General features: G+C 57.3%; 15 protein-coding genes. 6 read left to right on the forward strand and 9 right to left on the reverse strand.

The features are described from left to right. The first annotated feature begins 21 nt into the window (after nucleotides 1-21). From ISF27_RS10965 to ISF27_RS10990, 6 genes are all read left to right on the forward strand, one after another. Nucleotides 22-870: a 3-hydroxyacyl-CoA dehydrogenase family protein gene (locus ISF27_RS10965; protein ID WP_456236840.1), complete on the forward strand. Its 849-nt coding sequence runs from the start codon at nucleotides 22-24 to the stop codon at nucleotides 868-870. A gap of 24 nt (nucleotides 871-894) precedes the next feature. Continuing rightward, nucleotides 895-2,391, forward strand: coding sequence for a 4-hydroxyphenylacetate 3-hydroxylase family protein (locus ISF27_RS10970; RefSeq protein WP_194611514.1), 1,497 nt, complete (start codon nucleotides 895-897; stop codon nucleotides 2,389-2,391). A gap of 17 nt (nucleotides 2,392-2,408) precedes the next feature. Continuing rightward, nucleotides 2,409-3,590, forward strand: a complete 1,182-nt coding sequence (locus ISF27_RS10975; protein ID WP_194611515.1) for a hypothetical protein — start codon at nucleotides 2,409-2,411, stop codon at nucleotides 3,588-3,590. A gap of 36 nt (nucleotides 3,591-3,626) precedes the next feature. Further along, nucleotides 3,627-4,904, forward strand: coding sequence for a 2-hydroxyacyl-CoA dehydratase subunit D (locus tag ISF27_RS10980; protein ID WP_194611516.1), 1,278 nt, complete (start codon nucleotides 3,627-3,629; stop codon nucleotides 4,902-4,904). Next, a complete protein-coding gene (locus ISF27_RS10985; RefSeq protein WP_194611517.1) occupies nucleotides 4,901-6,019 on the forward strand; it encodes a 2-hydroxyacyl-CoA dehydratase subunit D in 1,119 nt (372 codons plus the stop codon). The genes ISF27_RS10980 and ISF27_RS10985 overlap by 4 nt, the downstream gene beginning before the upstream one ends. A gap of 126 nt (nucleotides 6,020-6,145) precedes the next feature. After that, a complete protein-coding gene (locus tag ISF27_RS10990; protein WP_194611518.1) occupies nucleotides 6,146-7,501 on the forward strand; it encodes an acetyl-CoA hydrolase/transferase family protein in 1,356 nt (451 codons plus the stop codon). Nucleotides 7,502-7,616: 115 nt separating this feature from the next. On the opposite strand, the gene ISF27_RS10995 is transcribed toward ISF27_RS10990, so the two are convergent. From ISF27_RS10995 to ispE, 9 genes are all read right to left on the reverse strand, one after another. Continuing rightward, nucleotides 7,617-8,048 (reverse strand): DUF1934 domain-containing protein, encoded by a 432-nt coding sequence (locus ISF27_RS10995; RefSeq protein WP_194611519.1) that lies wholly within the window; start codon nucleotides 8,046-8,048, stop codon nucleotides 7,617-7,619. Beyond that, complete coding sequence (locus tag ISF27_RS11000) at nucleotides 8,048-9,106, reverse strand: D-alanine--D-alanine ligase family protein (protein ID WP_194611520.1); 1,059 nt, start codon at nucleotides 9,104-9,106, stop codon at nucleotides 8,048-8,050. Before ISF27_RS11000 ends, ISF27_RS10995 begins: the two co-directional genes overlap by 1 nt. Nucleotides 9,107-9,463: 357 nt before the next feature. Next, nucleotides 9,464-10,753, reverse strand: a complete 1,290-nt coding sequence (locus tag ISF27_RS11005; protein ID WP_194611521.1) for a TolC family protein — start codon at nucleotides 10,751-10,753, stop codon at nucleotides 9,464-9,466. Between the two features lie 10 nt (nucleotides 10,754-10,763). After that, nucleotides 10,764-11,927: a TolC family protein gene (locus tag ISF27_RS11010; protein ID WP_194611522.1), complete on the reverse strand. Its 1,164-nt coding sequence runs from the start codon at nucleotides 11,925-11,927 to the stop codon at nucleotides 10,764-10,766. 25 nt (nucleotides 11,928-11,952) lie between these two features. Continuing rightward, a complete protein-coding gene (locus tag ISF27_RS11015; protein ID WP_194611523.1) occupies nucleotides 11,953-15,006 on the reverse strand; it encodes an efflux RND transporter permease subunit in 3,054 nt (1,017 codons plus the stop codon). 13 nt (nucleotides 15,007-15,019) lie between these two features. Then, a complete protein-coding gene (locus tag ISF27_RS11020; protein WP_194611524.1) occupies nucleotides 15,020-16,225 on the reverse strand; it encodes an efflux RND transporter periplasmic adaptor subunit in 1,206 nt (401 codons plus the stop codon). Continuing rightward, the gene (locus ISF27_RS11025; protein WP_194611525.1) at nucleotides 16,222-16,872 is read right to left on the reverse strand and encodes a TetR/AcrR family transcriptional regulator; all 651 of its coding nucleotides are present in this window, start codon (nucleotides 16,870-16,872) and stop codon (nucleotides 16,222-16,224) included. The genes ISF27_RS11020 and ISF27_RS11025 overlap by 4 nt, the downstream gene beginning before the upstream one ends. A 328-nt stretch (nucleotides 16,873-17,200) precedes the next feature. Further along, a complete protein-coding gene (locus tag ISF27_RS11030; protein ID WP_194611526.1) occupies nucleotides 17,201-17,962 on the reverse strand; it encodes a GntR family transcriptional regulator in 762 nt (253 codons plus the stop codon). Then, nucleotides 17,955-18,878, reverse strand: coding sequence for a 4-(cytidine 5'-diphospho)-2-C-methyl-D-erythritol kinase (ispE, locus tag ISF27_RS11035; protein WP_194611527.1), 924 nt, complete (start codon nucleotides 18,876-18,878; stop codon nucleotides 17,955-17,957). The genes ISF27_RS11030 and ispE overlap by 8 nt, the downstream gene beginning before the upstream one ends. Nucleotides 18,879-19,023 lie beyond the last annotated feature (145 nt).

Below are 19,023 nucleotides of genomic sequence, written 5' to 3' on the forward strand. Positions count from 1 at the left end.
CGGGAAGGATAAACTATGGAAATCAAAAAAGTCATGGTCGTCGGTGCCGGTACGATGGGAAGCGGAATCGCCCAGGTCTGCCTCACCGCCGGTCTCAACGTGGTGATCTGCGATACCTTTGCCCCACAGCTCGACCGGGCAAAGGCAGGTATTGAAAAAGGTCTGGGAAAGCTCGTCGCAAAGGAAAAGATGACCGAAGCCGAAAAAGCCGCCTGCCTCACGCGCACCAGCTATACCACGGATATGGCGGACGGCGCAGACGCGGATCTCGTGATCGAGGCGGTTCTCGAAAAGCTGGAAGCCAAGCAGGATGTCTTCCGCAAACTCTCCGATCTCGTCCGCGAGGACGCCATCCTGGCGAGCAACACTTCAACCATCTCGATTTCCTCGATCGGTTCAGTCATCAAGAATCCGGAGAGATTCCTGGGAACCCACTTCTTCAACCCGGTTCCGGTCATGAAACTCCTGGAAATTATCCGGGGACTCAGGACCTCAGGAGAAACCATCGAGACAATCAAAGCCTTCGGTAAAAAGCTTGGGAAGGTCTGCATCGTCTCCAAGGACAGCGCGGGATTCATCGCGAACCGGATCGGCAGCCCGATGCTGAATGCCGCGGCTAACGCCTACGACCTGGGGATCGGCAGCAGGGAAGATATCGACGCGGCGATGCAGTTCGGATGGTCCCATCCGATGGGGCCGCTCGCCCTGATTGACCTGGTTGGTGTCGATGTACAGGTCGCCGTCATGGAAGTCCTCTATGCAGAATATGGGGATCCTTACTATAAGCCCGCACCGATCCTGAAACGGATGATGGCCGCCGGAATGCTCGGAAGAAAATCCGGCAAAGGTTTTTATGACTATACCAAATAATCCCTTTGTAAAGGAGGCACAACTATGCTGATGACGCCAAAAGAATATATCGAAAGTCTCCGCAAGCTGAAAACCCGGGTATATATGTTCGGGGAAAAGATCGACAACTGGGTGGACAATCCGATCATCCGCCCGTCCATCAACAGTGTCGCCATGACTTACGCGCTCGCGCTGGATCCGAAATATGAGGACACTATGACGGCAACGTCCATGTTCACCGGGGATAAAATCAACCGATTCACTCACATCCATCAGTCTGCAGAGGATCTTGTCAAAAAAGTCAAAATGCAGCGCCTGCTCGGCCAGAAGACTGCAGCCTGCTTCCAGCGTTGTGTCGGCATGGATGCGTTCAACGCAGTTTACTCCACCACCTACGAAATTGATGCGAAATACAAGACCCACTACCACGAAAATTTCCGCAAATTCCTGATCATGGTCCAGCAGCACGATCTCACGGTTGACGGTGCCATGACTGACCCGAAGGGTGACCGAAGCAAGGCACCCCATGAGCAAAAAGATCCGGACATGTTCGTGCATGTGGTGGAGAGACGCCCGGATGGCATCGTTGTCTGCGGTGCGAAAGCCCATCAGACCGGCTCAATCAACTCCCACTGGCACATCTTCATGCCGACCATCGCCATGAAGAAGGAGGACGCGGATTGGGCGCTCTCCTTCGCCTGCCCGACCGACGCGGAAGGCCTGTACATGATCTACGGCAGACAGAGCTGTGACACAAGGAAGCTCGAGGACTGCCCAATCGACCTCGGCAACGCAAAGTTCGGCGGACAGGAAGCGTTGGTTGTTCTCGACCACGTCTTCATCCCGAACGAGTACATCTTTATGAACGGTGAGTATGAATTTGCCGGGATGCTGGTTGAACGTTTCGCAGGTTATCACCGCCAGAGCTACGGCGGATGCAAGGTCGGCGTCGGCGACGTCCTGATCGGTGCCGCAGCTCTCGCCGCCGAATACAACGGTGTCGAGAAGGCAAGCCACATCAAGGACAAGCTGATTGAAATGACCCATTTAAATGAAACCCTATACTCCTGCGGCATTGCCTGCTCCTGCGAGGGCTGCCCCACAAAGGCAGGGAATTATCAGATTGACCTGCTCCTGGCGAACGTATGCAAACAGAATGTCACCCGCTTCCCCTATGAGATTGTCCGTCTGGCGGAGGACATCGCGGGCGGCCTGATGGTTACCATGCCTTCCGAGAAGGATTTCCACTCGGATCTGCCCGTCGCGAAGGACGGATCCACAATCGGGGAAATCTGCAATAAGTACTTCGCTGCGAGGGACGATATCCCCACAGAAGACCGCGAACGCATTCTCCGCTTCCTGGAAAATATGTGCCTCGGCGCGGCAGCTGTCGGCTACCGGACAGAATCCCTGCACGGTGCAGGCTCTCCACAAGCGCAGAGAATCATGATCGCGCGGCAGGGCAATATTGAGGCCAAGAAAGAGATGGCAAAGGAAATTGCCGGAATTACACACATCTCCGATACGGAAAAGAAGTCCTGAGGACAGAAAGGAACTTTATGGAATCCAAGGTTAAAAAGGTCGGTTTCGCAACCATATTTTCCATCGTATCTCTCTGGTTCAGCACTCACGCCGGGGGCGGATTCGCATCCGGCAACCAGGCCACCCACTATTTCGTCCAGTACGGCTGGACCTGCGCCATCGCGCCGATCGCGACGTTTGCTTTCCTCGCCTTCTGCTACCGGCAGGTTATCGTCATGTGCAACAATCACAACTTCAACAACTACAAGGAACTCTTCCAGGAACTCTGGAATCCTTTTCCAAAGCTGGAAATCCTCTTTGAAATCTATTTCTTCGTAATGCTGATCTGTGCCGTAGGTGCCGCAATTGCCGGCGCAGCACAGCTGCTGACGGACATGATCGGTGTTCCTTATGTCCTGGCCATCCTTGTCGTTTCTATCATCCTGCTTTTGCTCACCATCTTCGGTCCCACTCTGCTCGCCAGGGCAGCAACGCTGATGACGATCGTTATCTTGTTCTGCTGCTTCATTATTTACTTTATTGGCATTGCTGCAAAGGGTGATGTCATCATGGATGTCCTGAGTAACTTTAAAAACTCGCCGGCAGACGGTTTCACTGCCCACAGCGGAATGACAATCTTCAAGAACATTGTTACCTACGCCGGTTTCCAGTGCGGTGTCGTTCCCGCCCTTGCAAGCTGCGGAACAGCGCTGAAAACCAGGAAAAACGCGACGCTTGCCATGATCGGCGGCGGCTTCATCAACGCCCTTGCGCTCATTCTCTCCTGCCTGATGCTGCTTGGCTGGTACAGCGAGACCAAAGGGAATCCCCTTCCGCTCCTTGCTGCCTGCAATGCGATGGGCGGCGGCATTCTCACCTGGCTGTACGCGATCGCCCTGTTCATGTGCTTCATCTCCACCGGCGTCTCCCTGATCTACGGCCTGGTTCCCCGCTTTGAGAACACTGGTGTTCTCAAGAAAATCGATAACCTTTATGTTCGCCGCTCGGTCATTTCCATCCTGGGCATGGTAATTCCCGCCCTCTTCTCTCTGGTTGGCCTGACCAACGTGGTCAAATACGGCTATCAGTTCGCAGGGCTTCTCGGATTCTTCGTTCTTCTGCTCCCGCTGCTCTTCATCGGAACCTACAAGAACTGGAAATATTCAAAAGATCATCCGAACGGCAGCCCGATGGAAGAGGAATACCTGAACGCGATCTGAGACTCGTAAATCTTCCCGGAAAGGAGACAACGAATTATGGAAGAATTAACGCTGGAACAGCAGAAAACCATGAGCTCCCGCGACCTTCTGAATTACTATCTGGGCAAATCCTATGATGATGCCCGCCACGCCCACGAGAACGGTAAGCTGGTCTGCTGGTCAACTTCAATCGCCCCGTCGGAGTTCTGTGAGACCATGGATGTCTGCCTGGTCTATCCGGAAAATCACGCGGCGGCGATCGGTGCCAAGAAAGGCGCTCTGGACATGATCGATGCCGCGGAAAAGCTGGGATATAACCCTGATATCTGCTCTTACGCACGGGTCAATCTTGCCTATATGGAACTTCTCGCCGAGGAAGCGAGAACCGGCGTCACCCCGAAGGAGCTGGCGGACTGTCCCGCCGAGCGGATCCCGCTCCCGGACTTCATCCTCGTCTGCAACAACATCTGCAACACCCTGCTCAAGTGGTATGAGAACATTGCGGCGGAGCTCGGCGTCCCCTACATCATCATCGACGTCCCCTACAACCACACCATGCCGGTGCCTCAGTACTACAAAGACTACATCCGCAGCCAGTTCGGCTACGCGATCCACCAGCTCGAGGAGATCTGCGGAAAGCCGTTTGACTATGACCGCTTCCAGAAGGTAATGGAGCAGACACAGCGATCCGTTGCGGCTTGGGACAAGGCGATGTCCATGGCCGACGTCAAGCCGTCTCCGATGAAGGGCTTCGACATTTTCAATTATATGGCCTTGATTGTATGCGCACGCAGCAAGAAGGATTCCGAGATTGTCTTCAACCGGTTCACCGAGGAGATGGAGGCCAAGATTGCCGCCGGCGAGGATGCTTTCAAAGGAAATGAAAAACACCGACTGACCTGGGAGGGAATCGCCTGCTGGCCTTACCTCGGCCACACCTTCAAGGCGCTCAAGAATCTCGGCATCAACATGACCGGGTCTACCTACCCGGGCTCCTGGTCGATGCATTACCATCCGGGAAATCTCGATGAAATGGCGACGGCCTACGCGACCGTCTATGGCAATACCTGCCTGGAGAACAAGGTGAAGGTCATCAGCGATGTGGTCAAAGCCGGAAAATGTGACGGTGTCGCCTATCACCTGAACCGCAGCTGCAAGCTGATGAGCTTCCTGAATGTGGAGATCGCCGATCTCGTCAAGAAGGAAACCGGGACACCGTTCGTGAACTTCGACGGCGACCAGACTGACCCGCGGAATTTCTCTGAGGCACAGTTCGACCTGCGCATGCAGGCGCTGTCCGAAGTCATGGACTCCAGGAAGGAGGAAGACAAATGAGCGACATCAACCAGCTTCTTGACGAATTTCACCAGATCGCGGCAGACCCAGCCGGCGCGGTAGCCCGATGGAAGAAGGAGACCGGCAAGGGCGCGGTCGGCATCCTCCCCGTCTACGCCCCGGAGGAAATGGTTCACGCAACCGGATTTCTTCCCGTCGGCATCTGGGGCGGACATGTGGAAATCTCCGAAGCCCGCGCTTTCCTTCCGGCCTTCGCCTGCTCGATCATGCAGTCCATCATGGAATTTGCGATCAAGGGCGTCTACGACGACCTCACTGCCGTCCTGATCTCCTCCCCCTGCGACACGCTGAAGTGCTTCGGCCAGAAGTGGAAGGGGAAATGCCCGGCCATCCAGTTCGTCCAGCCCCAGAACCGCGTCCTCGACGCCGCAAATGTATTCCTCGCCGAGGAATACCGCGTTGTCCGCGCAAAGCTGGAGTCTGTGACCGGTGTAGTAATCACCGATGAAGCGCTGGAGAACAGTATCCACATCTACAATGCTAACCGCGCGGAGATGCGCCGATTCACCATCCTTGCCCGGAAGCATCCGGAGCTGATCTCCCCGGCTGCACGCCATGATGTCATCAAATCCCGCTACTTTATGGAAAAGAGTGCCCACACAAAGAAAGTCCGCGAGCTGAACGATCTTCTCTCCCAGCAGCCGGACAAAGTATGGCCGGGAAAGAAAGTTGTCCTCACCGGGATCACGGCAGAGCCCACAGAAATGCTGAATATGTTCGCCAAAGCCGGATTTGCGGTTGTCGCTGATGACCTCGCCCACGAATCCCGCCAGTTCAGCCACGATGTTCCCGAGGGCGGATCACCGCTTTACCGCCTGGCGAAATGGTGGACAACACTGGAGAGCTGTTCCCTGGCGACCGACCGGCATAAGCGCCGCATTGACACCCTGATGGACACCATCTACTCCACCGCTGCGGACGGCGTAATCGTCTGCATGATGAAGTTCTGTGACCCGGAGGAATTTGATTACCCGATCATTTTCAAGCGCCTCCAGGCTGCGCACATTCCGGTCCTCTATCTGGAAATTGACCAGGCTGCGGACAGTTTTGAGCAGATCCGCACCAAGATCCAGAGCTTTACCGAGATGCTGTGACTTTTCTTCGGCATCCGGAGCCTGTCCGGATGCCGAAACCCCCGGGAGATTGAAATCCCACACACACATATCCCGGATTTTCCAACTTGCTCTGTTTCCCGTTTCAGGGAAAGAAAGGAGATTTTTATGAGCTTTACCTCTTTTGAAGAAGAATACAAGCAGAAACTCACCACACCGGCAGAGGCTGTCAAGGTTGTCAAGGATGGCGACTGGGTTGTCTACGGAGAATTTGTCACCACGACGCCCGCCCTGGACAAGGCTCTCGCCGCCCGCAAGGATGAGCTCCATGACGTACACATTGAGGCATGCACGCTTCGCTTTAATACTGCTGTTTATCAGGTGGATCCGGAGCACAAGGTATTCGACATCAACGACCGCTCGCTCACCCCGTACTCCCGCAAGCAGGGCGCCTACTACATGGTCGGCAGCTACGAGGAGAACATCAAGTCCATGACCATGGGGCATCACCGGAATGTCGCCTTCATCTCCGTCTGCCCGATGGACAAGCACGGCTTCTTCAACCTCTCCCTGACCTGCTCCGACTCCCAGGCTCTGATCGACACCTGCGATTACATCATCGTGGAGGTAAACAAATCCCTCCCGTACTGCTGTGGCGGCGGTGAGGCTTCTTTCCACATTTCCCAGGTGGACGCGATTGTCGAGGGCGACAACCAGCCGCCGGAATCCCTGCCCGCCGTGCCCTCCGCGGACGAGGACACCCAGATCGCAAAGCTGATCATGAACGAGCTCGAGGACGGCTGCTGCCTCCAGCTGGGCATCGGCGGCATCCCGAACAAGGTTGGCGAATTTATCGCAGACTCCGATATCAAGGATCTCGGCGTGCACACCGAGATGATGATGGACGCCTTCATGAAGCTGTACAAGACAGGGAAGATCACCAACCGCAACAAGGCAATCAACAAGGGGAAAATGGTCTACACTTTCGCGATGGGCTCGTCGGAGCTGTACGACTTCCTGGATCACAATGAGGCTGCGCTGAAATTCCCGTCCAACTATACCAATGATCCGTATGTCATCGCCAAGAACCCGAAAGTATTCGCCATCAACAACTGCCTCCACGTTGACCTCTTTACGCAGGTCTCCTCAGAATCCGTCGGCTTCAAGCAGATTTCCGGCGTCGGCGGCCAGTGGGACTTCCTCTACGGCGCATTTCTTTCCGAAGGCGGCAAAGGATTCGTGTGCATGCACTCGACCAGCCGGCGTAAAGACAAGGATGGCAACTGGAAAGTAGAATCCCGCATTGTCCCGACATTCGCTCCCGGCACCTGCGTATCTGTTCCGCGCCATCACACCTTCTACGTTGTAACCGAATATGGCTGCAAGAATATGAAGGGGCTCTCCACATGGGAGCGTGCCGAAGCGATTATCTCTCTCGCCCATCCGGACTTCCGCGATGAGCTGATCAAAAAAGCTGAAGAAATGAAGATTTGGCGCCGCTCGAATAAGACTGACTGGTTCTGATCCCTCACACCCCTTGTGATCAGGAATCATCAAAATGAGCTGATGTCATCCCGCCCGGATGGCACCAGCTCATTCTTTTGTTTCTTTCAGTCTTCCTTTCAAGAATATAGATGATTTACGCCACCGCCGCTTTCGGCTTCGCCTCGACCGACGCGTGTACCTCCGACGCCGCCCCCTCATTCATCTCCACCGTATAATCAATTTCCAGGCGGTATTTCTCCTCCGTCAGGGTGAAAGAAACCCCGAACGTGTTGATCGTGAGATACAGCGGTCCGTAGGGCGTGGAATAGCAGCACATCGTGGTCTTCCCTGCCTCAAACTCGAGGCGGCCGCTGCTGCCGCGGATGATCTCCGCGCGCCGGCCGTCCCCGGACACCAGGACCGTGCAGCGGACAGGATCATTTTCCCCCTCCACCAGCTCATCGTAGATGAGGAAATATTTCCCGTTCTTCTCAAAATAGCTGCCCGGCGCAACGAGGGAGATCTGATTGCTATCCCCGTCGATGCTGTGAAATCCGGTCACGCTGACCACCACGTCCCTCTTCATCAGTACCTCCCGGCGCCAAGCTCGATGAGTTTCGTCATCAGGGCTTTCTTATCGATGCCCGCGCCCTCCGCGATCATCGGGTACATGCTGATCGCCGTGAAGCCGGGCATGGTGTTGAGCTCATTGAAAATAACCGTTCCGTCCTCCCGGACAAAAAAGTCGATGCGGGCAAGGCCGTAGCCGTCCACCGCGCGGAAGATGTCGACGGCGTCCTTCATGACTTTCTCCTTTGCTCCCGCCGGAAGCTCTGGATCGACAACCGTCCGGGATTCCGGATTGTTGTACTTGGCGTCATAATCGTAGAAGTCCGCGGCTGCCTGCACCTCGCCGACGCCGAAGGCACGGATCTCCTCGCTTCCGCCGCCGAAGACCGCACACTCGACCTCACGGCCGACGATCATCTCCTCGACAAGGATTTTTCGGTCATGCTGCGCCGCGAGACGAAGGCCGGAGACAAGCATTTCCCGATTTTCCGCCTTTGTCACCCCGCAGGATGAACCCGCGCGGGACGGCTTGATGAAGACCGGGTAAGCAAAACGGCTTTCCACCCGGGAGACCACCGCGTCCATATCGACGAGCTGCTCCGCGAGAACCGGGACATAGGCCGCCTGGCGCACGGTGCCAAGGCTGTCCACAATAATCTTCGTATAGAATTTATCCATAGAGACTGCCGAGGCCAGGACGCCGCACCCGACATAGGGGAGCTTTGCCAGCTCAAAAATCCCCTGAACTGTGCCGTCCTCGCCGTAGAGGCCGTGGAGGACCGGGAACGCGACGTCCACCGGGATGCGGCGGAATGTACCGCCGTCCTCACAGAGAACCGCCTTCTCCTCCGCGTCCGGAAGAAGCCATGCCGATTTTCCGGTCTCCCGCCAGGTATCCTGCTCAATCTCCCCGACAGAATCCACGAGCAGCCAGCGGCCGGACTTGGTGATCCCGACGAGAACGGTGTCATAGCGCTCCGGATCGATGTTCCGGATCACATTGACCGCGGATTTGCAGGAAACCTCATGCTCCGAGGACTGTCCCCCGAACAGAACCAGTACTTTCTTTTTCATCTCTATCCTTTCCGCGGCGCGAAGAAACCGCCGCCCGGCAATCTTCCGATCATCGACTTTTTGATTCGGCCTATTATAGCACAGAACTGTGGCTTCTGCACGGGAAGAAGGAAAATACCTTCCGGGGGCAGGTCAAAGTCCTCCGCAGGAATAATGGCTCCGCCGCCCCCAGGGACAAAAAGAGCCCCGGAGGCGGAGGCTGACCTCCGGAACCGGGGTTCCTGAACGGAGAACAGAGCTATTATACCGCGATTTGCGGTGGAAGGAAACCGGGAAACCCGCCGCGGCGGATGACACGCACTCCCGCCTCGGACGGCCACGGCAGGCTTGCGCGGTTACCCGTGGCGGATTCCCTTCTCAGGACACAGTCACCCCGGAGATGTACCCGCGCATCGCGAAATGGTAATTCTCGATCGCCTGCTGCAGGTTCATGTCCGCTGTCGCCGCGCTCACCTGTGCGGAGAGCAGGGAAACCTGCTGGCCGAGGTAAGCCAGGTCGGTGACCATGCCCAGCCGGCGCTGATTTTCCACCGCGGACATCTTCTTCTGCTCGGTGGCGAGAGCCGCGTTCGCCGCCTCGAGTGCCGTCCTGTCGGTCACACAGGTATTATACAGGGTGCGGACCGTGGAGCGGACGGTCGCCTCCTGGTTGGCGATCGTGCGCTGCCTGTTCTTATACTCCGTGGAGCCGGCTGTCATATTGGCAAGGCAGGCGCGGCTGTACTTGAGCGCGAGGTTCTGATCAAGCGCCGTCGCGGTGTCCGCGTCCGGATTCATCGCGTCCACCTGCGACGGGTCAGACGCCGGAAGTTCCCGGATCTCCGGCTGGTCATTGTATTTCCAGCCTGTGGCGATGCAGAGCGACTGGCGGAGCTGTTCCACATTTGCCTTTGTCGACGTCAGGGAAGATTCAACGGACTGTACCTGGTTCTGCGCCTTGAGCACGTCCGTCGCCGTGGCGAGTCCCTGGGCCGCGCGGCTCTGCGCCCCCGCGAGGGAACGCTTCGCGACCTCGAGGTTCTCCTCGAGCACCGAAATATTTTTCTTTGCCAGGTTGTAGGAGGCAAACAGGGACTTCGTCTGTGCCTTCAATCCGAGCTGGGTGTTCTGGTGCTCATAATTTCTCGTCTTCTGATCCTGATAGGATGCGTCCGCCGACTGCTGCGTACGCAGGGCGTTCTGCTCGAGCATCGCGGCTGCAGAGCTCAGGGACGCATAGCTGGATGCCAGGTTCATGTAATTTTTCGACATCGCGTTCGTCCCCGCCGGCATATAAGCTGCCGCCTGGCTGATCCCGTCGATCGTGTCCTTCAGCGTATCCGCCGTATCCCGGAGGCTATCCGCCTGGTCGAGCATATCCTGGGCATTGTCGTAGGACTGCTGCCTGAGCTCTTTGTTGTTCTTGCCGTCCAGGTCCTGCGCAAAGCTGCTCTGATTGTTCAGGTAGGTCGGATTATAGGTCTCGACAAGCATTTCCAGCTCGTCATATTCCATCGTATTGTCCCGGAGCCTTGCCCAGGTCGCGTCATCGTAGGCAAACTTCGGTGTGTCCGCCATCGCCGGCACAGCCGCTGCCGCAGCCATAGCGAGGGCAAGAAAAAGCGCCGCGGAGCGTTTCCCGCCCGCAATTCCAAGATGTTTTCTCATAACTTCCTCCTCAGTTTCCTGTGGATATCAGTCCGCCGACAGCCCACTCGTAATCGTTGACCGCCTTGGTGAGGGAAAGTGCCGCGCTCTCCCTGGATGCCTTCGCCGACAGATAGCTGGCCTTCATGCCGAGATACGCGCTGCTGCTCAGCATCCCCAGCGATTTTTTGCGGTCGGCGGAAGCCATGTCCTTCTGCGCCGCCTGCCAGTTTGTCTCCGCCGCCCGGTAAGCCTCGCGGGCGGAAAGGACATCCTGATACATCTTCTCCATCTCCGCGGAGATCGTCTGCTCCCCGGAGGAAATATTCCTCTGCTTCTGCCTGCGACTCGCCGCGCCCTTCGCCCCCGTCTGCTTTGTGGTATTCAGTGTAAAATTCGCCTGGACCGCGGTTTTTGTATCCTCCGCCAGGTTCATGGCATCAATTTTGCTAAGATCCGGATCGCCGAGCGGGGCGATCGTGACATCCGACCCGGGATCATAGCCGCAGAGGATCAGGATGTTGGATTTTAATGTGGAAAGGCCGGCGCTCAGCTGCTGTTGGTTTTCCTCGGCGCCGAGGAGCTGCTGCTGCGCGGACAGGACATCGGCTTCAGACGCCATTCCCTGCGCGAGCCGGTTCTGTGCGGACCTGAGGTTCTGCGCGGAGAGCTCGACACTCTGGTTTACCGTGTCGAGATTGGCCCTGGTGCTGTCATACCGGATCACCAGATCCTCAACTGCCTTCTGGAGATTCTTCCGCACATGGGCCAGCGTCGTCTTCTGCGGGGTCTTGAGTTCCTTGGCCGAAAGCTTCCCCGCTTCCTTCCGGAGAGCCCGGGACATCGCCTTATACTGCTCAAACAGAACCCTGTCCCCGTCATCCTTGATGTCGTAGGCCTCGTCCATCAGGTCCGCGGCTTCCTCCGCCATCGTCCGTGCTGCCGGCAGGTTCAGGTAAGCATTCAGCATCGTGGACTTGGTATTGTTATAGGTGACATTATAATTCTCAATCCGGGCCGCGATCTCGTCGAATTCCAGCGTCCCGTCCGTGAGGCGCGCCTTCTGCTCCTCCGACAGCGCATTTTCCTCCGCCGTCGAGCCGGGTCCCGCCCAGGCGGTCAGGGCTCCCGCGGGAGCGGCGAGCGCCAGGGACAGGGAGAGAAGCACGGACACGGGCATTTTCCAGGATCTCATCAGAAAAAGCCTCCCTTCTCCAGGATCAGTCAATATCTTCAAATTTCGGATTTCTCTTATTGCTCATCAGTTTGTAGTAAACCGGCAGCATGAGCAGGGAGAGGATCGTTGACGCGGTGAGGCCGCCGACATTGACGACCGCCAGGCCCTGCATGATCTCCCCATTATCCCCGAAAGCCAGCGCCATCGGGATCATGGAGACCACGGTGGTCAGGGTGGTCATGAGGATCGGCCGAAGCCGGGTCGCGCCGGCCTCGACCAGCGCATCATCCTCATTCATGTGCACCTGGTACTGGTTCGCCGTGTCGACATACAGGATCCCGTTGTTGACAACGGTGCCGACCAGCATCAGGAATCCCAGGATGGAGGTCATGCTGACCGAGACATCCATCAGGAACAGCAGGCCGAAGACACCGATCAGGCTGAATGGGATGGTCGTCATGACCATGAGGGAAAATTTCGGCGACTCAAACTGTGCCGCCATGACGACGAAAACCAGGAAGACGGCAATCAGGATCGCCCTGCCGAGGGCGGCAAATTCCTCGTTCATCATCTGGTCGTTCATGTTCTCCCCGCGGGTTACGCCGGACTCCAGCATAGGCTGCACGGTATCCATGAAAATGGTGTCCTTGAGCTTGCTCTTTTCTTTCTTGGTGACGCCGTCCGCGTAGGAGGCACTGACCGTCACCTGGTACTGCTTGTCATTTCTCGCGATGCTCTGCGGGCTGTCCTTGAAATAGACATCCGCCACATCGGTCAGGGCAACGCTCGAGCCCTTCTGGGTCGGCAGCATGATGCCCCGGATTTTCTCAATGTTATCGTACTGTCCGTCCGGGTATTCCACCCTGACCTCGATATCGCTGCCGTTCACATCCAGCGTTGCAGCCTTGTCCACACCGCTGAGCATGGCATTCACCGACGCGCCGATCCCCGCGGGGGTTAACCCCTCCGCCTCGGCCTTCGTCGGGTCAACCTCGATCTGCAGCACGGGCGCCGAATTTTCCAGCGTGGAATGCACCTTCGTCAGCCGGGAATCCTGCTTCAGCCTTTTCACGATCGCGTCCGAGTTCGATTTCAGCTTGTCATAGGTTGCCGACTGAAGGATATACTGCACATCGCCGTTAGATGTGGAGCTCATCGCCGTTGCCGAACTCATCGCCACCGTGATATTGGTGTCCGGAAGCTTCGTCAGCTCCGGGCGCCAGGCATTGGCCACCTCCCGCGTTGTGCGGCTCCGCTTGTCCTTGAGGTAAGCCGTCAGCGTGGCACTCGATCCGGTCGAATAGGAGAGGCCGGTAGACCCGTAGGAGAGCAGGTAGTGGTCCACATCAGGATCCGCCTTCACATAGTCCTCGACCTGAGAGAGAACCTCGCTGGCGTGGTCGGTATCGATGCCCGGGCGCATCTCCACGGTGACCGCAATCTGTCCCTCGTCGGTATCCGGCATCAGCTCGACCCGCAGCTGCGTAGCCAGGAGGATGGAAACCGCCAGCAGGGCAGCACTCGCGATCATAACCAATGCCTTATGCCGGAGCAGCCTGCGCATGACGCCGCGGTAAAAATCCTGCATGGCGCGGACCGGTCCGGAGAGCGGCGCCGTTGTGCGCTCCTTCGGCCGGTAAAGCACATAGCAGAGCGGAACTACGGTCATGGCAGAGATCAGGGACGCCGTCATACAGAAGACGATCGTAAAGCCGAGGGGACCGAACATCTGGCCGGAGAGGCCGGAGAGGAGCCCAAGCGGAAGGAAGACTACGCAGGTCGTCAGCGTCGAACCGATGATCGAGTTGAGCACCGTGCCAGAGCCCTCGAGCGCCGCCTTATGGAACTCGTCAAATCCCTTGCCCTTTGTGGCGCGGAAGCAGCTCTCCAGGACGACGATCGAGTTGTCCACCATCATCCCGACGCCGAGAACCAGGGAGCCCATTGTGATCATGTTCAGGGAATAGCCGACGGCGCGCATCAGGATCAGGGCAGTCATGATCGAGAGCGGGATCGAAGTCCCGACGATCAGCGACGCCTTGACATCGCCGAAGAACAGCCAGAGGATCACCATGGAAATGATGACCGCCATGATCATGGTCTGCTGCACGCTCTGGAGGGAAGACTGGATCTGCTCGCTATTGTCGTTCACCACAACCATCTGCAGGCTGCTGTTCTGGGAGGTCAGCTCATCGATTACCTTGTGAAGTTGCCTGGAAACCTCGCCGGCAGAGCTGCTCTCCTGCATGTGGATGCCCAGCGCGATCGTGTCCTTGCCGTCATAGCGGCCGATGCCGGAGGCATCCGCGTACGTCGAGTAGATCTTCGCGACATCCTGCAGGTAAATGGTACTGCCGCTCGGCAGGGTGATCGGGATATTTTTCAGGCTCTCGAGCGTATCGAAGGTTTCCCCGGTCGTCACCGAGAGGGACTGGCTCCCGAGCGTCGTCTTGCCCGCCGGGTAGGAGAAATCCGCGCCGGAGACCGCCTGCGCGAGCGACTGCAGGCTCAGCTTGTACTGGGCAAGCTTCTCCGGGATCGCTTCAACCTTGATGTAATTCTCGCGTCCTCCGCTGACATCCACGCTGGCCACAGAGGAAAGCTTCTCAATCTCGGGGACGATATTATTGTTCACATAGTTATAGAGATTTTCCTGGGCGTCATTATTGACCGCGATCGTCATCGTTGCCGCGTCGTTGATGTTAAACTCCATGATGTTCGGCGTATCCACATCGTCCGGGAGACTGCCCTTCACGCTGTCCAGGGACTTCTTGAGGTCCGTGTATGCCTTGTCCATGTTGGTGCCATACTCATACTGGAGCAGGACAAAAGCCATATTCTCATTTGAGTAGGAGGTGACCTGCTTGACGCTGCTCAGTGTCTCAACCTTGTCCTCGATGGGCTTTGTAACCAGGTCATTCACATCCTTAGGGCTTGCGCCGGGATATACCGCCGTGACAACCATCATGGGCATTTCCATATTCGGGATCAGTTCCAGCTTGGAACCGAAGAGGGAGGAAATGCCGAAAACGATCAGGCACAGGATCACCAGGAAGGTTGTGACCGGGCGCCTGAGGACAAATTTGGTTATTCCCATGAATCACGCCTCCTCACTGTGCGGCAGCCGTGCTGCCTGCCGCCGCGGCATCCCCGGCAGCGCTACCAGCCCCGCTCCCCGCGTCCGTGCTGTCCGCTGCATCCGTGCTGCTCTCCGCGCCTGTGCTGTCCGCATTGCCGCTGCCATCGCCGCTCTCCGCCACGGAGGTCTCGGCATTCTCCGACTTCTGCACCTTTGCCCCCTCATAGAGCTCGGAGCTCCAGCTGGTAATGATCTCGTCGTCCGCCGTGATCCCATCTGTGATCTGCGTCTTCTCTGCGGTGTAAATGCCCGTGGTGACCGGTTTCACATGAACGGTATCGCCATCCAGCACATAGACCTCCGGCTGGCCTCCTTCATAGTACACCGCGTCCGAGGGCACGAGGAGGGCATGATCCGCCTTCTCGGAAGTCACATAGACCTCCACCGTCACCCCGGTGGGAAGCGCCTCCACATTGCCCACGGAGGCCTTGACCTTGAACAGCGCTGTCGTGGAATCCACCATGGAATTCTTCTCCGTGATGGTTCCCGGATAGTCCGTGCCGTTCTTCGTGACGGTCACCGCATCGCCGGAATTGATATTCTGGATGATGCGGTCCGGCACATAGAAGGTGACTTCCTTGCCGCCCTGCCCGGAAATGACGCAGATTACGCTGCCCTGCGCCACATTGTCATGGAGGGCTGCGCTGACACTCTCCACCGTGCCGGAAATCGGCGCGGTCACATCCGCATATCCGATCTGGTTGTTATAGTTGATCTTCGCCGAATCATACTGGAGCTGTGCCTGACGTGCCTGCGACTGCGCATTCTCGAGCTCCTGCTGGGAGACATCCCCGGTCGCGGCGAGCGCCTGCATCCGGGCGAGATTGCGGTTTGCGTCCTGCACGCTCACCTGCGCGGTATCCATGGCGATCTTTGCGCTGTCCACCATCTTCGTGTCGATGTGCACAAGCTTCTGCCCGGCACTCACCTGGTCACCGGGCTTCACCAGGAGCTCGGTGATCTCCCCGCCTGCCTTCGGGATGACGTATGCCATATCCGCCGGTTCCACGGTACCGGTCAGCTCGGTATCCACCGAGATGCTCCCGGTCTCCGCATGACCGGCCACCACAGTGGGAAGGGAGGCCGGCGTGTCCTTTGCCTCCGGCTGCACCAGCCGGAAGATCACCAGAGCGGCAATCGCGGCAGCGACAACAATCCCAATCACTCTCTTTTTCATGTAGTATCCCCTTTCTTTCTCTCCACACTCCTGCGCAGAAAATTCATCCGGACGGCAAAATCCCTCTTGATCTCGCCTTCCTCTGTCCCCTTGATCGCGTCCGTCACGGCTTTCCCCAAAGAAAACTTACAGAACTCCTTGAAGGTATCCATTTCCCGGCAGGTCAGGGAGATCAGCCCGCCATCCCGGGCACTCCGCTGATAGGCTTTGTCAAATTCCTCGTCAAATTCCCTTTCTTTCCCATTGAAATACTTCGGGGAAAAATGCCCGTCCTTCAGGATGACATCCGCGGTCCCTACGGAACTGCAGAAATTCCGGATAAATTCCAGATTCTCCGGAACGCGGAAAAATTCGAGAATTCCCTCGAACAAACCGTCCAGCCACTCCCAGATATCGGCATGCTTGATCACCCGCTTAACTGCCGCGCTATTCTGGATGCTCATCTGCATCGTGCCGAGTAGATAATCCAGCAGGTCCCATTTGTCCTCAAAGTACGTGTAAAAGCTTCCGCGGGAAATCTCCGCCTCCTGGATGATCCGGTTGATCGAGACCTTATCCATCTTCGTCCGTGAAAATTCATCGAACGCGGCTTTCCAGATCGCCCGCTTCTTTGCCTCGGGAAGGCGCATAAACCTCTCGGTCGGCATAGTTTTCCTCTCCTCTCTGTCCAAAGCGAATTTGCTAAGTTCGAACTGCGCTTACGCTTGTTCTCACTAAGCAAATTCGCATAGCTCGCACTAAACTCGCACTTCGCCCGGTGGGCTCGCGCCCCGCTCCGCGGATAGCCACTCCACTAAACTCGGACTGCGCTTTCGCTTGTCCTCGTTAAGTGGCTGGTTATTGTTCAGTGCCCTGCGTAAAAAAAGCGCCGGCACCGCCCTTTTCCTGCTGTTTAGGGACAGTACCGGCGCAAATGTCAAGTATTGCACCGTCAGGTGACGACATGTCACATTATAGTGACAGTCTGTCACATCGTCAAGTTCTCGCGCATTCAGTTTTTCCTGACTTTTTCATATCTTTTTTGTGAACCCTTTTCGCCGCGGCGCCCTCCGCCTCCTGCGCTTCGCGCTCGCGGATGATCGCGAGGATGGTCTTCTCCTGATTGCCGATATGCTCACGGATAATTTTCCTCGCCGCCGGGATATCCCGCTTCTCCATCGCCTCGATGATCATCCGGTGCTCATTCTTGAGGCGCTCCCAGCTCCCGGAATCCCGGATATATTCCAGCCGGTACCGGTACATCTGCTCACGGAGATTATTCAAAATCTGCACCAGCTTTTCGTTTCCGGTGGCATTATAGAGGACATCGTGGAAAGCCTCGTCGCTCTCAGCGATCTTCAGGGTGTCGCCGCCGGAAACCGCTATCGTGAAGGCTGCCTCGGCATCCTTAAGCTTCTGCAGGTCATCGTCTGTCATTCTCCGGCAGGCGAGCCCGCTCGCCAGCTCTTCGAGCGAGGTGCGGACCTCCAGCACGTCCTGCATATTTTTTGCCGAAATTCTGGCTACCTCCGCGCCCTTCCGCGGGATCATGAGCACGAGTCCCTCCAGCTCAAGCATCCGGATCGCCTCGCGGATCGGTGTCCGGCTCACGCCAAGCTTGTTCGCCAGCTGGATCTCCATGAGGCGCTCTCCCGGCTCGAGCTCCCCCTTGAGGATTGCCTGACGCAGCGTGCGGAAAACCACATCCCTCAGCGGAAGATACTCATTGTTGTAATTGGACTCGATGTTCTCAAGCATTGTGCTTCCTCCTGCGTGCAGGCCGGTAGGGCCTTGTGACATAGATCTGCGCGGCCATCCGGCCTGCACGGAGCCTTGCCGCGGTATCGGCGGCAGCCTCCTCCTCCCGGAACAGCCCGAACACCGTCGGGCCGCTCCCGCTCATCATGGCGGCGTCCGCTCCGCCTTCCCGCATCGCACCGCGGATCGCGGCGATCTCCGGATGAAGCGGGACAGTGACATTTTCCAGGATATTCCCCATACAAGGGAGCATGGCCTCATAGTTCCCGGCGCGGATAGCGCCAAGAAGCCCGTCGATATCCGGCAGTTTTTCCGTAAAATATCTGCCCCGCTCCTCACCCGACGGCGGCATGATGCCGTCAAGCCGAGTATAGACGTCCCTGGTGGAGACAGAGAAGGACGGCTTGGCAATCAGAATAAAACAGTCCGGCATGGCAGGCAGCGGAGCCAGGATCTCCCCGATCCCCTCGGCGAGGGCAGTCCCGCGGAGCAGGCAGAACGGGACATCCGCTCCGAGCTTAAGACCCCGCTCCATCAGTTCTTTCCTCGTGAGGTTGAAGCCGAACAGGCGGTTGACCCCGAACAGAACAGCCGCCGCGTCGCTGCTTCCGCCCGCCATGCCGCCGGCCACCGGGATATGCTTGTCGATAGCGACATGCACGCCTTTTGGGACGGCAAATTCCCGCATCAGCAGGTCTGCCGCCCGCCAGGCCAGGTTTTTCGGCCCAGCCGGCAGAAACCGCAGGCTGTTCTCCAGGGTGATGCCGGGCTCCTCCGTCATCGTGATCGTCACACGGTCATAGATGCCCACCGACTGCATGACCATCCGGACCAGGTGATAGCCATCCTCCCGGGTTCCGGTGACGTCAAGCCCGAGATTGATTTTTCCGTATGCCCTGAGGCTGATGGATTCCATTGGATCAACTCCTTCGGCTGTGTGATTCCGAGCGTCTGCGGCGCTTGGCTCGTGCCCCGCTCCGCGGATAGCCACTCCACTAAACTCGGACTGCGCTTTCGCTTGTCCTCGTTAAGTGGCTGGTTATCATTGGATAGCCACTCCA

It is taken from the genome of Clostridium vitabionis (assembly GCF_015351765.1).
Taxonomy (GTDB): Bacteria; Bacillota; Clostridia; order Lachnospirales; family Lachnospiraceae; genus Clostridium_R; species Clostridium_R vitabionis.

What these genes read in the sequence shown, in the direction of transcription:
- ISF27_RS10970 (WP_194611514.1), top strand. Translation starts at nt 895, where the DNA reads ATGCTGATGACGCCAAAAGAATATATCGAAAGTCTCCGCAAGCTGAAA.
- ISF27_RS10975 (WP_194611515.1), top strand. Translation starts at nt 2,409, where the DNA reads ATGGAATCCAAGGTTAAAAAGGTCGGTTTCGCAACCATATTTTCCATC.
- ISF27_RS10980 (WP_194611516.1), top strand. Translation starts at nt 3,627, where the DNA reads ATGGAAGAATTAACGCTGGAACAGCAGAAAACCATGAGCTCCCGCGAC.
- ISF27_RS10985 (WP_194611517.1), top strand. Translation starts at nt 4,901, where the DNA reads ATGAGCGACATCAACCAGCTTCTTGACGAATTTCACCAGATCGCGGCA.
- ISF27_RS10990 (WP_194611518.1), top strand. Translation starts at nt 6,146, where the DNA reads ATGAGCTTTACCTCTTTTGAAGAAGAATACAAGCAGAAACTCACCACA.
- ISF27_RS10995 (WP_194611519.1), bottom strand. Translation starts at nt 8,048, where the DNA reads ATGAAGAGGGACGTGGTGGTCAGCGTGACCGGATTTCACAGCATCGAC.
- ISF27_RS11000 (WP_194611520.1), bottom strand. Translation starts at nt 9,106, where the DNA reads ATGAAAAAGAAAGTACTGGTTCTGTTCGGGGGACAGTCCTCGGAGCAT.
- ISF27_RS11005 (WP_194611521.1), bottom strand. Translation starts at nt 10,753, where the DNA reads ATGAGAAAACATCTTGGAATTGCGGGCGGGAAACGCTCCGCGGCGCTT.
- ISF27_RS11010 (WP_194611522.1), bottom strand. Translation starts at nt 11,927, where the DNA reads ATGAGATCCTGGAAAATGCCCGTGTCCGTGCTTCTCTCCCTGTCCCTG.
- ISF27_RS11015 (WP_194611523.1), bottom strand. Translation starts at nt 15,006, where the DNA reads ATGGGAATAACCAAATTTGTCCTCAGGCGCCCGGTCACAACCTTCCTG.
- ISF27_RS11020 (WP_194611524.1), bottom strand. Translation starts at nt 16,225, where the DNA reads ATGAAAAAGAGAGTGATTGGGATTGTTGTCGCTGCCGCGATTGCCGCT.
- ISF27_RS11025 (WP_194611525.1), bottom strand. Translation starts at nt 16,872, where the DNA reads ATGCCGACCGAGAGGTTTATGCGCCTTCCCGAGGCAAAGAAGCGGGCG.
- ISF27_RS11030 (WP_194611526.1), bottom strand. Translation starts at nt 17,962, where the DNA reads ATGCTTGAGAACATCGAGTCCAATTACAACAATGAGTATCTTCCGCTG.
- ispE (WP_194611527.1), bottom strand. Translation starts at nt 18,878, where the DNA reads ATGGAATCCATCAGCCTCAGGGCATACGGAAAAATCAATCTCGGGCTT.